The 13,277-nt window shown below is 71.6% G+C and carries 12 protein-coding genes and 1 tRNA gene; 8 read left to right on the forward strand and 5 right to left on the reverse strand.

Features of this window, described 5'->3' with window-relative positions; all coding sequences use genetic code 11:
- Positions 1–86: 86 nt before the first annotated feature.
- Together LZP97_RS00985 and LZP97_RS00990 are read left to right on the forward strand one after the other, a co-directional pair.
- The gene (locus LZP97_RS00985; protein WP_234574941.1) at positions 87–845 is read left to right on the forward strand and encodes a hypothetical protein; all 759 of its coding nucleotides are present in this window, start codon (positions 87–89) and stop codon (positions 843–845) included.
- A complete protein-coding gene (locus LZP97_RS00990; RefSeq protein ID WP_048774076.1) occupies positions 838–1,365 on the forward strand; it encodes a nitroreductase family deazaflavin-dependent oxidoreductase in 528 nt (175 codons plus the stop codon). The genes LZP97_RS00985 and LZP97_RS00990 overlap by 8 nt, the downstream gene beginning before the upstream one ends.
- A 38-nt stretch (positions 1,366–1,403) precedes the next feature.
- Here the strand turns inward: LZP97_RS00990 and LZP97_RS00995 are convergent.
- Positions 1,404–1,476, reverse strand: a tRNA-Arg gene (locus LZP97_RS00995).
- A 405-nt stretch (positions 1,477–1,881) separates the two neighbouring features.
- On the opposite strand from LZP97_RS00995, the gene LZP97_RS01000 reads away from it, so the two are divergent.
- The 3 genes from LZP97_RS01000 (at position 1,882) to LZP97_RS01010 (ending at position 5,395) form a co-directional block, all read left to right on the forward strand.
- Entirely contained in the window at positions 1,882–2,655 is a 774-nt protein-coding gene (locus tag LZP97_RS01000; protein ID WP_010593074.1) for a neutral zinc metallopeptidase, read from the forward strand.
- A 318-nt stretch (positions 2,656–2,973) separates the two neighbouring features.
- Positions 2,974–3,798, forward strand: coding sequence for a M23 family metallopeptidase (locus LZP97_RS01005; protein ID WP_017679408.1), 825 nt, complete (start codon positions 2,974–2,976; stop codon positions 3,796–3,798).
- Positions 3,799–3,874: 76 nt separating this feature from the next.
- Positions 3,875–5,395 (forward strand): glutamate-cysteine ligase family protein, encoded by a 1,521-nt coding sequence (locus LZP97_RS01010; RefSeq protein WP_010593072.1) that lies wholly within the window; start codon positions 3,875–3,877, stop codon positions 5,393–5,395.
- Here the strand turns inward: LZP97_RS01010 and LZP97_RS01015 are convergent, their stop codons facing one another.
- The 4 genes from LZP97_RS01015 to LZP97_RS01030 form a co-directional block, all read right to left on the reverse strand.
- Positions 5,396–7,681, reverse strand: coding sequence for a M28 family peptidase (locus tag LZP97_RS01015; RefSeq protein WP_040274327.1), 2,286 nt, complete (start codon positions 7,679–7,681; stop codon positions 5,396–5,398).
- Between the two features lie 100 nt (positions 7,682–7,781).
- On the reverse strand, positions 7,782–9,005 hold the full coding sequence (locus LZP97_RS01020) for a globin domain-containing protein (RefSeq protein ID WP_010593070.1): 1,224 nt from the start codon (positions 9,003–9,005) through the stop codon (positions 7,782–7,784).
- Positions 9,006–9,060: 55 nt separating this feature from the next.
- Positions 9,061–9,501 (reverse strand): RrF2 family transcriptional regulator, encoded by a 441-nt coding sequence (locus LZP97_RS01025; protein WP_010593069.1) that lies wholly within the window; start codon positions 9,499–9,501, stop codon positions 9,061–9,063.
- Between the two features lie 66 nt (positions 9,502–9,567).
- Positions 9,568–10,020, reverse strand: coding sequence for a CBS domain-containing protein (locus tag LZP97_RS01030; protein ID WP_010593068.1), 453 nt, complete (start codon positions 10,018–10,020; stop codon positions 9,568–9,570).
- Between the two features lie 147 nt (positions 10,021–10,167).
- On the opposite strand from LZP97_RS01030, the gene LZP97_RS01035 reads away from it, so the two are divergent.
- The 3 genes from LZP97_RS01035 (at position 10,168) to LZP97_RS01045 (ending at position 13,199) form a co-directional block, all read left to right on the forward strand.
- On the forward strand, positions 10,168–11,118 hold the full coding sequence (locus LZP97_RS01035; RefSeq protein ID WP_010593067.1) for a universal stress protein: 951 nt from the start codon (positions 10,168–10,170) through the stop codon (positions 11,116–11,118).
- Positions 11,119–11,209: 91 nt separating this feature from the next.
- Entirely contained in the window at positions 11,210–12,250 is a 1,041-nt protein-coding gene (locus LZP97_RS01040) for an LLM class F420-dependent oxidoreductase (protein ID WP_010593066.1), read from the forward strand.
- 46 nt (positions 12,251–12,296) lie between these two features.
- Complete coding sequence (locus LZP97_RS01045; RefSeq protein ID WP_010593065.1) at positions 12,297–13,199, forward strand: universal stress protein; 903 nt, start codon at positions 12,297–12,299, stop codon at positions 13,197–13,199.
- Positions 13,200–13,277 lie beyond the last annotated feature (78 nt).

Raw genomic sequence — 13,277 nt, forward strand, 5'->3', positions numbered from 1 at the left:
GTAGCTGTCCGCTCCGCAGCAGGAAACCGGCTCCGCCGCCTGCTCTTCGGTCTACCGTGGAGTCGAGTAAGCCGAGAGGGGGAGCAATGACCTACCCGCTCGTCGAGAAGACCCGGGAACGCTCGGAAACCGGGCGGCATCTCGTGACCGAGGACTACACGAAGACGCCGTCGCTCTGCCGACGCGGGGTGTGGGTCGGCCGGCAGATCGACTTCTCCGAAACCGTGCTGATCTCCTTCGAGCACGGCCACGAGGATCTGTCCGTCGGCTGGATCGTCGACGGCGCGGCGATCGTGCCGGCAAGCTACTACGCGCCGTGCCAGGGTGCGCCGGCGATCCGGTACCGGTGTCCCGGGGACGGTCGGAACCTGCACACCCTGTCGCTGATGAGTACACCCGGCAGCGACCGGGGCTGTGTGGACCTGCAGGTGGTGTTCACGCGTCCGCCACAGTGGAATCCGCTCGAGTACGGCCCCTCGACGAGGGTGTGCCTCCGGGGGCGGGTCGTCGAGTGGCCGTGGTACCTCCTGCAGCAGGAACACGAATGCTGGGAGCGGTTTCGGAAGGTCTTCGAGAAGTACGTGGTGGTGCCCCGTCCGGTTCCCGCTCCGCCCGGCCCGGTGGAGCGGTGGATCGCCAGCCTTCGCGGCGACGAATCCGTGACGGTACGGGCGCACCTGGACACCGTCGAGCACCTGGACCCCGCGCGGGACGGCGACCTCTTCGCTGAACTACGTGCCGACCTCGCAGCGAGGTTCCTCCGGTGGGCGAACTCCGCGGACGGACCGGATGCCGACGGCCGCTCGGCCGACACGGCGAGCAAGGCCGATATCCCCCGTGAGTGACGAGGGTGGAGCTGCGACCGGCCGGTCCGTGCTCCGGCGACTGGCCGAGCGGGTGTACGACGGCGCCGTGCTCGTCGTCGACACAGCCTTCACGGTGGTGCGTGTCGCCGTGTGGCGCTCGCGTTGGAAGCCCGCCCTGACTGCCGTGCGCCGGTACAACAAGTCCGTCCTCAACCCGGTGATCCTGAAGAGGAGAGGGGCGACGGTCACCGCGGTGCACCACGTCGGCCGCCGATCCGGGAAGCCGTACGTCACCCCGGTCTGGGCGGAACGAGCCGGACAGTCGTTCTTCGTCCATCTGCCCTACGGCACCGACGTCGACTGGTGCCGCAACGTCCTGGCCGGTGGGGGCTGCACCCTCGAGCAGGCCGGCGTGCGCTACGACGTCGTCGCTCCCGTGATCGTGCCCGCAGCGGAAGCGGAACCGCATCTGACACCGGCATCGAGAAGGATGCACCGCCTGTTCGGCGTCCGGTCGTACCTGCGGCTCGACGTCGCCCCTGAAGCGAAGGTCGACTGATCCAGGGCCGGCAGCGGAACTCGGCCGGCGTTCCCGTGTGCCCCCGGCAGGATTCGAACCTGCGACACCGGCTTTAGGAGAGCCGTGCTCTATCCCCTGAGCTACGAGGGCGGCGCGCGGTGAACCGGTTCGATTCGATGCGCGGTGTGAGTGTAGCCGGGATCGGGGTACCGGTGTGAAACGGTCGCGGACCTGGGGCGCAGCGGTTGTACCCGCCCACTCCGCCCGGCCACTCCGCCCGACCGAATGTCACACGCCGTCGATCCAGCCGAACGCATGTGACATTCGGTCGGGCGCACCCCGGCGGCGGCAGTCGGGCGCACCCCGGCGGCGGCAGTCGGGCGCACCCCGGCGGCGGCAGTCGGGCGCATCCCGGCGGAGGTGCGGCCAGTGATCCCGGGGGTGGGAAACGTCCCCCTCGGGGTGACGGGGCGCAGCCCGAAGAGCCCTGGATCGAGACCCCCGCACGCCGGAGGGTGGATCCGCAAGCCGAATCCTCGTCCCCCGGGAGTGCTCATGCCTCGTTCCGTTTCGTGCACGATCCGCCTCGCCGCCGTGGCCGTCGTCGCCGTGGTGCCCGCCCTCGGTGCCGTCGCTCCGGCCGCCGCGGAGGACGAGGCTGCACTGCAACAGCTTTCGCCCACGGCGGAGTGTCCGTTCGCCGCCGGGCCCACCGGGCAGTACACGACGGAGATGATGGGACCGTATGTGCAGTGCTTCCTTCCGTCGATCGAGTCGTGGATCGACGCCACCTATACGGACATGCCGCATCCGAACGCCTACTACGCGGTATCGGCCGGGAAGCCGGGGGAGGCGGCGCCCGGCTGCGCCTACGACGAGAACTCGCTGATGTACTGCGCGGCCGACCGCAGCCTCTACATCGGCGAGAAGGCGGCGAGGGAACTGGTGAGTGACTACGGGGAGATCGCCGTTGCCGCGGTGCTGAGCCATGAGGTGACGCATCACTTCCAGACGATGCTGGGGCTGCCGCAGCCCGACCCGGCAGAACCCAACAGCGCAATCCCGTACGAGAACCAGGCCGACTGCGGATCGGGCGCCTTCGTCGCGTACTCCGAACGGGATCTCGGCGTCACGATCGAGCAGGCCGACCTGGCATCACTGGGGCGGGCGTTCGCCGCGGTGGGGGAGGACAAGGGGCCGGAGCGCACCCACGGCACCGTCGAGCAGCGCATCCAGGCATTCGATACCGGCTACCTCAGCCCGTCGCCGACGCCGTTGCTCTCGTGCGTCGACTATGTCCCCGACGCGCCCCTCGCGTATGTCGGCTGAGGCGGCAGGCGAACCGCTGTGATCACAATCACATAACCGGAGGCGGCTCCGGCCGGTTGTGCGGGAGTGGGACGCGGCGTCGGGGTCCGGTGGACGCTTCCGCCGTGTCGTGCCCACCGCAGGACGGGTTTCCGCTGTTCACGAGGGCGCGGGAAGCGCGACAGCCGACGACGGCGCCGCGGCGTCGGCCGCCCTACCCACCGCGACGGTGTCCGAAACGTAACGCTGGCGCTGGCCTATATCGTTTTGTTACTTTGAGTCGCCAGAAACGGCCGGGGGTCACCCGGCGCGCAACGGACGACGGATGAGGTAGCAACTGTGGGACGGCACCAGCGGGCAGGCGACGAGGCGACCACCTTCGAGATGGACCTGTCCGGTGCGTCCTCCGGCCGCGGCCGGCACCGCGTCGAGCCCGCCGGCCCGTCGGCGCCCGTGAAGGCCGCCACCGTCGCCGCCGCCACCGGCGCCTTCTTCGCCGTCGGCGCGCAGCTCACCGCCGGCACGGCCAGTGCCGCCCCCGCCCCCGCTCAGACCGGCACGCTGCCCTTCGAGGTGCCCCAGGGTCTGCTGCCCGAGGGCTTCGAGCTCCCGCAGCTGCCCGGAGCGCCCGCCCCCGCCGACGAACACGGCCACGGGCATGCCGCCGCTCCCGCCCTGCCGCCGGAGCTCGACGCCCTGGTCGACCAGTTCGCCACGGGTCAGGGCTGGCTGAACAACCTCAACCCGGCCAAGCCCGCCACCGTGCAGCCCGTCTCGGGCACGCTCACCTCGGACTTCGGCCCCCGCTGGGGCAGCCACCACGGCGGCATCGACATCGCCGCCCCCATCGGCACCCCCATCAAGTCCGCCGCCGACGGCACCGTGCTCGACGCGGGCGCCGCTTCCGGCTACGGCCAGTGGGTGCGCGTCCTCAACGACGACGGCACCACCGCGGTCTACGGCCACGTGGACACCTACCAGGTCAGCGCCGGCCAGCGGGTCACCGCCGGTCAGCAGATCGCCACCGTCGGCAACCGGGGCTGGTCCACCGGACCGCACCTGCACTTCGAGGTGTGGGATCAGGCCGGCGGCAAGACCGACCCCAACGCCTGGCTCAGCACACGCGGCGTCGTCGCCGACTGGAGCAGCTACCGCGCCGTCTGACGCTCGCCCCCACCTGCGGTCGCTCGGCCGCTAGGCTGACGAATCATCACCTAGCGGGGGAGAGGGACACGGCTCCATGGGCACGCAGATCAAGGCTCGGTCCTTCACTCGCGCCGACCGGCGCGAGTTCCGCACCAAGGTGCAGGCCTGCCTGGCCGCCCTGGAGCGGATGCTGCGCGAAGGCGCCTTCACCGATGCGCGCGAACGCCCGGAGCCGCTCCTGGGCATGGAGATCGAGTTCAACCTCGTCCAGGACGACATGGAACCGGCCATGTGCAACCTCGAGGTGTTGCAGGCGATCGACGATCACGCCGTGTTCCAGACCGAGCTCGGCCAGTTCAACGTCGAGATGAACGTCGACCCCGGGCCGTTCGCCGGCGACGCCGTCCTCGACATCGAGAACTCCCTGCGCGAGTCGCTGCGCCGCGCCGACACGCGGATGCACCGACAGGACGCCCAGCTCGTCATGATCGGCATGCTGCCGACGCTCGAGCTCGCCCACCTCGACCGGGAACGCATCACCGCCAATCCGCGCTACGAGGCCCTCAACGAGCAGATCTTCGCCGCGCGCGGCGAAGACATCGAACTCGATCTCGACGGCGTGCCCCTGCCCGGCCGCGACGGTGCCGAACAACTGCGGGCCGATGCCAACTCGGTCGTGCCGGAGGCGGCGTGCACGTCGCTGCAACTGCATCTGCGGGTGGCTCCGGAAGACTTCGCCGAACACTGGAACGCCGCCCAGTGCCTGGCCGGGGTGCAGGTGGCGCTCGCCGCCAACTCCCCGTTCCTCGCCGGCAAGGCGCTGTGGCACGAGAGCCGGATCCCGCTGTTCGCGCAGGCCACCGACACCCGCACTCAGGAGCTGAAGAACCAGGGGGTGCGCCCGCGGGTGTGGTTCGGCGAGCGCTGGATCGACTCGGTGACCGACCTGTTCGAGGAGAACTCGCGGTACTTTCCGGCACTGCTTCCCGAGGTCTCCGAGGTCGACCCGCTCGCCGAGCTCGATGCCGGACGGACTCCGGGCCTGCGCGAGCTGCAGATGCACAACGGCACCATCTACCGCTGGAACCGGCCCGTCTACGACGTCGCCGACGACCACCCGCACCTGCGGCTCGAGAACCGGGTGCTGCCGGCGGGGCCGACGGTGCTCGACGTCATGGCCAACGCCGCGTTCTATTACGGGGCGCTGCGGGCTCTCGTCGATGCCGACGTGCCGCTGTGCCGGTTCATGAGCTTCGACGCCGCCCGCGAGAACCTCGGGATCGGGGCCAAGTACGGTCTCGACGCGCGGTTGTACTGGCCCGGACTGGGGTGGGTCGGAGCCGACGAACTCGTGCTGCGCCGGCTGCTGCCGATGGCGGACGCGGGGCTGACCGCCTTCGGCCTGTCGCAGCAGGCGCGGGACAGGTACCTGGGCATCATCGAGGGCCGGTGCCTGAACCGGCAGACCGGTGCGGCGTGGCAGCGCGCGCAGGTCGTCGAACGGGAGGACGCCGGCGCCGACCGGCGCACCGCCCTCCACGGAATGATGCGCGACTACATCCGGAACATGCTCGGTGGCAAGCCCGTTCACGAGTGGCCGCTCGGCGCGGTGTGATCACAACCGGACGGTCCGGGTCACCGCGACCGCCGGGGTGACCACGACCCGGTCGTCCGGAGCGCGGTATTCCGGGACCGCGGTCAGCTCGTCGGTGACATCGGCGACGTGCAGCACGGTGGTACCGGAGCGCGGAACGACGGTCAGCCGCACCTCGATGCCCTCGGCCGGCGTCCCCGAGAACAGGAACCCGAACGGCGCGGCCGGTGCGGCGTTCCGGCCGGCCACCGCGACCTCGCGCACCTCCGCGGTCGTCTCGTCCACCCACAGCCCGACCGTGGGCGCCCCGCGCGGTGACGTCAGCCGCAACGTCAGCGTCCGCTCGTCGCCGTCGGTGACGTCCGCGACGACGTCGAGCCCGGGCGCGGGCAGCGGCGCGGCCGGTGCCCGGCCGTGGGCGAACCTGGTCTCGCTGCGCCACGGGAACGCGTCCGGCAGGGTGGCCGGCGCCTCGGTCAACAGGGCGCGGCTCCAGTCCGACGCGGGGGCGCGCGGCGAGGCCCACACGGCGGCGCCGGTGTCGGCGTTCAGTGCGTAGAGGAGCTGTTCCTGCCGCGGCGGGGTGGCGCCGTCGCGGTTGACCCAACCCCCGGTCGGCGCGGCCACCACCACGACCGCCGCGGCGGCGATCGCGGCGAGCCGCAGCTGCGACGGGTCGCCGGCGGCGTCGACGAGCGGCAGCGCCAGCGCGAACAGCACCGCGACGAACACGCCCGCGAGCGGCGCTCCGGTGAGCAGACCGGCGTCGAACGACGCGACCGCGCCGGGCACGAGCACCACGACCGCCGGCACGGTCCCGGCCACCGTCACGGGCGTCCGCCACCCGCGCCGGTCGGCCGGCAGCCGGTCCACGACGAGCGCGGCGACCGCGGCCGGCAGCGCCGGCAGGACCAGGACGGTCGCGACGCCCAGGAAGGGCAGCGCGGCCACGGCGGTGACCGCGACGGCGAGCAGCGCGCCCGTCGCGAACGCCGCCGGGCCGATGCGGCGGCGCACCGCCGGGTACGCCGCGAGCAGGACGGCGACGGCCGCGGCCACCGCGGCAACCTGATAGGGCACCGGCCGGTACGGTTCCCGCAGGACCGCCGAGGCCTGCCCGGGGGCGATCCGCAGCGCGAGCCACCACGGGACGAACGCCGCACCCGCCGCCGCGGCCGCCACGGCGATCGAGATCCCGCCCGATGCCGCGAGCCGGCCCGCCGAGGCGGTGCCGTCCCGGATCCGCCGGGCCACGAGGGCACCGGTGACGGCGGCGAGCAGCGCGGTCAGGGCGATCTCGAGCCTGCGGGGGAAGTGCACCGGTCCCCAGGGCAGGGTGACGACGACGTCGTCGCCGCCGGAACCGAGTTCGGCCAGGTCGATGGACGAGAATCGCTGTGCCGCAGCGAGGGTCGTTTCGCCCATGCGCTGCAGCGACGAGGTGTCGAGCCGGTCCGCGGTGTCGACGGGGCTGTGATAGTAGGCGCCGCCGCCGGCGACCGCGGTGTCCGCGGCGTGCAGGCCGGCCTCGGTGAGGCGGCGGAAGTCGGTATCGTTGGGCAGCAACTCGAACGCCGTCTGGGTGAACGAGTCCGCGGTCGTGCCCGGCACGTCGGACAGCACACCCACGAGACCGGCGTTGGGTGAGGAGATCCGGAAGGTGACGGGGACGCCGCCGTTGCCGCGGGCCTCGTGGTTGAGCACCACGGTCGGCCGCGCGTCGGCCGGCTGCCGCCTCGTGTACTCCTCGGCGCCGAGCAGGCCGCGTTCCTCGCCGTCGGTGACGAGCACCGTCACGTCGTTCCGGGGACGGGGGCCGGCGGACAGGGCCCGGGCGGCCTCGAGGACCGTGGCGATTCCGATCCCGTCGTCGCCCGCGCCGGGGGAAGCGGGGACCGTGTCGTAGTGCGCGGCGAGCACGACGGAACCGGTGGGGTCGGTGCCCGGGAGGGTGGCGACCACGTTGGCGACCCGGCCGCCGCGCTGGGTGCCCTGCACGGCGGTGGTCGACCAGCCGACGCCGTCGTCGACGCGGGCGGCCCAGCCGAGTCCGTCGAGGACGCGGACCAGGTAGTCCCGCGCCGCGGCATGGCCGGCCGAGCCGGGCGGGCGCGGCTGCGCGGCCACCGCCTCGACGTGCGCCGTCGCGCGGGCGGCGCTGAACTCGGTCGGTGGGGTGTCGGCCGGCGCGGGCGCCACCGGGGTCCGCAGCGTGGCCGTGAGCGCGACGAGGAGCAGCACGAGCAGTCCGATCCGGGCGGGACCGCGGGGCGTGTCCGCACGGGCGGGGACCGCGACGTCGTCCATGCGAGCGAGCCTAGCGCCGGATCGTGGAGACGACCGTGCCCCGGCCGGGGCCGGGGCACGGTCGCAGGGAACTCAGGCGCTGGGACTCAGGCGCTGGGACTCAGGCGCTGGGGGCCCAGCTGTCCGGGCCGAACACCTCGTAGTGGATGTTCTCGGCGGGCACGTTGCGCTCGATCAGGGCCTCGCGCAGCGAGAGCATGAACGGCAGCGGACCGCACAGGTACGCCTTGGTGTTCGGGTCGAGCGGCAGGTCCGACACGTCGGCCCGGCCCACGCGCACGGTCTCGAGCGGTTCGCGGGCACCGAGATCCTCGTACCAGCGGTGCACCTCGGCGGACGGGATGCGCTCGACGAGGGTGGCGAGTTCGTGCCGGTGGGCGTGGTTGGCGACGGAGCGGTCGGCGTGCAGCACCGAAACCTTGCGCTCGTCACCGGTTTCCGCCAGATGCGCGAGCATGCCGATCATCGGGGTGCAGCCGATGCCGGCGGAGGCCAGCAGCAGCGGGGCGCCGTCGTCGGGCAGCACCAGGTCGCCGAACGGCGTGGTCACCTGCAGATCGTCGCCTTCGAAGACGTTGTCGTACAGGAAGTTCGACACTTCACCGGCCGGCGCGACGGCGCCGTCGGGGGTGGTGGTCGCCAGGATCCGCTTGACGGTGATGCGCCAGTCTCCCTGCGACGGCGCGTTGGTCAGGCTGTACTGGCGGATCTGGCGGGCGCCGTCGGGGAGCACGACGCCCACCGAGAGGTACTGGCCCGGGCGGAAAGCAGGCAGCGGGGCGCCGTCGAGCGAGGTCAGGACGAACGAGACCGTGTCGGCGGACTGGTGCCGGCGCTCGGCGACGCGGACGGTGCGCCACACGTCGCCCGGTGCGACGCCCGCGGCCTTGTACAGGTCGTCCTCGAGCTTGATGAGGGTGTTGGCCATCAGCCAGTACAGCTCGTCCCAGGCCGCGGCGACCTCGGGGGTGACGGCTTCGCCGAGGACCTCCACGATGGCCTCGAACAGGTGCTTGTGGACGATCCAGTACTCGTCGGGCTTGATGCCGAGGGAGGCATGCTTGTGCGCGATGCGGGACAGGATGGCCTCGACCCGGGCGGGATCGGGGTCGAGTTGCAGGGTCGCGAACGCGGCGATGGAGCCGGCGAGGGCCTTCTGCTGTTCGCCCTGCTTCTGGTTGCCGCGGTTGAACAGGTTCCGCTCGAGCTCGGGGTGCGCGGCGAACATCTTCTTGTAGAACAGGGGGGTGATGTCGCCGATGGCGGCACCCACGGCGGGGAGGGTGGCGCGGATGACTTCCTTGGACTCGGCTGAGAGCGGCATCGTGGACTCCGTTTCGATCGGGCTGGGCGGGTTCGCGGGCTGTGGAACCCTGCGGTCAGACGGCGGGGCGGGTGAGTTCGAGCAGGACGGTGCGGGTGGGCGGGCGGGCGAGGTCGGCGACGGTGACGGCGTCGAGGGCGGTGTAGAACGCCTCCTGGGCGCGTCGCAGTGCGCCCCGGAGGCTGCACCCGGCGCGCAGCGGACACGGCTTGTCGCCCTCGCAGGCGACGACCTCGTTGTCGCCTTCGAGTTGCCGGGCGAGCCATCCGACGGTGGCGGACCGGCCGAGTTCGGTGATGGCCAGTCCGCCGCCGCGGCCGCGGCGGGTCGTGACGACGCCGAGTTCGCTCAGTCGTGCGACCACCTTGGTGGTGTGGGCGTACGACAACTCCAGTTGCTCGGCAACGCTTCTGGTACTGGGGGAGCTGTCGGGCGCGGCGGCCGCCAGGTACATGACAACTCTCAGTCCGAGATCGGTGAACTGGGTGAGTTGCATGAACCGAGACTAGATAATTGTCATCCCAAATGACAATTTAATGTGACGCAGATCGCTTTCCGGTCTTCAGTGCTCGAGCAGGGGAAGGATATTGCGCCAGCTGACGATTCCGATCGGCCGGCCGTCGCGCACCACCGGCACGGACCGCAGCCGCATCTGCAGCATCGCTCGCGCGATGTCGAACAGCTCCGCGTCCGCGTCGAGGGCGACGGGCGGCAGCGCCACCGCCCGCACCGTCAGCGGCCGGCGGATCGCGCTCACGATCGGCTCGGGCAGATCGGCATACACCGACAGCCGCGCCAGGTGCGCCCCCGCCAGGGCCTCCTCGGTGATCAGGCCGCACAACCGGCCGTACTCGTCCACCACCGGAAGTGTGGTGAAACCGTTGCGCGCCAGCACCTCCCCGGCCCGCTCCAAGGTGGCGTCCACCGTCACCGCCAGCACCGGCGTGCTCATCACGTCCGCCGCGCGGACCTTGCGGGCCGCGGCATCCGTCACGCGGATCGGACCACCGGACATGACGCGCCTCCTCTCCCCACGATTGTGGCCGCATCCTCCCCGCCGGACCAGTGGCTCCGGACTTCCCGGAGAAGGACCAAAGACCATTCCTGGCCCAGGGGGAGCGGGTTAACCTCGAGGCCGAGGACGATCCCTGCGACGAGAGCGGTGACCGACGTGAAGTTCCCCGGCAGCAAGACGCACCACGAACCCGCGCACGACGAGGCGGTGCGGTCGAACACCGTGGTGGTCGGGATCGACGGCTCTCCGGCCTCCGACGACGCCGTCCGGTGGGCCGCCGCGACCGCCGCCGACCGCGGGTTGCCGCTGCACATCGTGCACGCTCTGGACTTCGCCCCCAGCGGGTACAGCGGGGCGCCGTTCATCCAGACCGCGCAGGTCTTCGAATGGGTCGAGGACGAGGGCAAGACGCTGCTGCAACGGGCCGAGGAGGTCGCCCGCACCGTCGCGCCGGCGCTCGAGATCACCACCCGACTCGCCGCCACCGGCAGCGCCCGCTGGCTCATCGACCTGTCCGCCCACGCGCGCATGCTCGTGCTCGGTTCCTCCGGCACCGGCCGGGTGGGCGAGGCCCTGCTCGGCTCCACCCCCGTTTCCGTGGCCAGCCACGGCCGGTGCCCCGTCGTCGTCGTTCGCGGCGAGGCACCGGAGTCCCTGCCCGACACCCGGCCCGTCGTCGTCGGGGTCGACGGCAGCACCCTCAGCGAGAAGGCCGTGCACGCGGCGTTCGAGGAGGCCGGTCTGCGGGGTGTCGACCTGGTCGCGGTCCACGTGTGGAGCGACATGCGGCGCGGGACGTTCGACGAGGCCGTCGAGGTCTCGATCGATCCCGACGCGTTCGCGGAATCCGAGCAGGCCCTGCTCGCCGAGCGTCTCGCCGGATTCCACGACCGCTACCCCGACGTGAACGTGCGCCGCGAGGTGTACGTCGACGGGCCGCGCGCTCACCTGCTCGCCTGGTCCGAGAAGGCGCAGCTGCTGGTGGTCGGCAGTCGCGGACGCGGCGGATTCACCGGCATGCTGCTCGGTTCCACCAGCAACTCGCTGATCCGGGACGCCCACTGCCCCGTGATGGTCGTGCGCCCCGACGAGTCCTGAGGATCGGTGCCGCGCCCCGGCGGTAGGGTACCGGGAAAACGGTACGAGCGTGCCCGTCCGGGCACGCACCAACGGATCACGGGGTATGCCGATGCGCATCGGGATGGGACTGAACTACAGCGGCGGCTTCGCCGAGACGGCGGCGGAGGTGGCCGATCTGGAACGGGCCGGCCTCGACATCATCTTCGTGCCGGAGGCGTACTCGTTCGACGCGGTCAGTCAGCTCGGCTACCTCGCGGCCAAGACCGAACGACTCGAGCTGGCCTCGGGCATCTTCCAGATCTACACCCGCACGCCGAGCCTGACCGCGATGACCGCCGCAGGACTGGACTACGTCTCCGACGGCCGTTTCGTCCTGGGGATCGGTGCGTCCGGCCCGCAGGTCATCGAGGGATTCCACGGCGTCAAGTACGACGCGCCGCTCGGCCGCACCCGGGAGCTCGTCGACATCTGCCGTCAGGTGTGGCGCCGGGAAAAGGTCGAATACCAGGGCAAGTACTACCAGATCCCGCTGCCGCCGGAGAAGGGCACCGGGCTCGGCAAACCGCTCAAGCTCATCAACCACCCGGTGCGGGAACGCATCCCCGTCCTGATCGCCGCGATCGGCCCCAAGAACGTCGAGATGACCGCCGAGATCGCCGAGGGCTGGGAGCCGATCTTCTTCCATCCGGAGAAGGCCGCCGACGTCTGGGGCGATTCCCTCGCGCGCGGCAAGGCCAAGCGCGACCCCTCGCTGGGCGACCTGCAGGTCTACGTCGGGGCCGCCCTCGCGATCGGTGACGACGTCGACTTCCTCCTCGACTTCGTGCGCCCGCACCTGGCGTTGTACATCGGCGGCATGGGTGCGAAGGGGAAGAACTTCTACAACGATCTCGCCGTCCGCTACGGCTACGCGAAGGAAGCAGAGACCATTCAGGACCTGTACCTCGCCGGCCGCAAGGAGGAGGCGGCCGCCGCAGTGCCCGACGACCTCGTGCGGGCCGTCTCGCTGATCGGCCCCGAGAGTTACGTCCGGGAGCGGGTCGCCGCGTTCGCCGAAGCCGGCGTCACCACCCTCACCGTCACCCCGATCGCGGAGAACACCGCCGGCCGGGTCCGACTGATCGAACAGCTGCGGGAGATCTGCAACTGACGCTCGCGAGAACCGGGCCGCCGGCCCGCCGACAGAGGGGACACCTATGACCGATACCCAACCGATCGTCGTCGCGGTCGACGGATCCGACGCGGCGGCCACCGCGGTGATCTGGGCGGCCCGCGCCGCCGCGGCCCGTGCGTTGCCGCTGCACATCGTCACCGTCGTGCACATCCCCGCCTTCTACTACTCCGAGCCCTACCTCGCGGAGAGCTTCCACGAGGAGATGAAGGAGACGGCGCGGGCCCGGCTCGACAGCGCCGTGGTGCTCGCCAAGCGCATCGCCGACGAGCAGGGCCCGGTCGAGATCACCACCGAGCAGATCGAGGGCAAGGTCGTCCCCACCCTCGTCGAGGTTTCGCGCCGTGCCGACACCGTCGTGCTCGGCTCCCGCGGCCTCGGCGAGGTCAAGGGGCTGCTCGTCGGCTCCGTCACCCTCGGTCTCGCCTCGCACGCCCACTGCCCGGTCGCGATCGTGCGCGGCCGCACCCTCGACGGGGCACCCCCCTCCGACGGCCCGGTCGTGGTGGGCGTCGACGGCTCCGAGGCGTCGGTGCGCGCCGTCGAGGTGGCGTTCGCCGAGGCGGCCGCCCGCAAGGCCACGCTCGTCGCGGTGAACGTGTGGAGCGACGTGAGCGTGCAGCCGTCGCTGGGCGCGGTGCCCGAGGATCCGCAGTGGAGCCGGATCCAGACGGGCGAGGAGGTCGTGCTCGCCGAGAACCTCGCCGGGTTCCAGGAGCGCTACCCGGACGTCGTCGTCGAACGCGTCGTCGCGCGGGACCGGCCGGTGCGGGTGCTGAGCGAGTACGCCGAACGCGCCCAGCTGATCGTCGTCGGCTCCCGAGGCCGCGGCGGCTTCAAGGGCCTGCTGCTCGGATCGACCAGCAATGCGCTGATGCAGACCGCCGACTGCCCCGTGCTGATCGTCCGGCCCGACGGCGAGAAGTAGCCCTCCCGTCCCGGCCTGCGCCGCATGTGGTTGCGCGGCTGGGTGCTTCTCGCGCGCGTTCTCACGCGCGCGAGAAGC

Origin of the sequence: Rhodococcus sp. DMF-1 (assembly GCF_021441945.1) — a bacterium.
Classification (GTDB): Bacteria; Actinomycetota; Actinomycetes; order Mycobacteriales; family Mycobacteriaceae; genus Rhodococcus; species Rhodococcus ruber.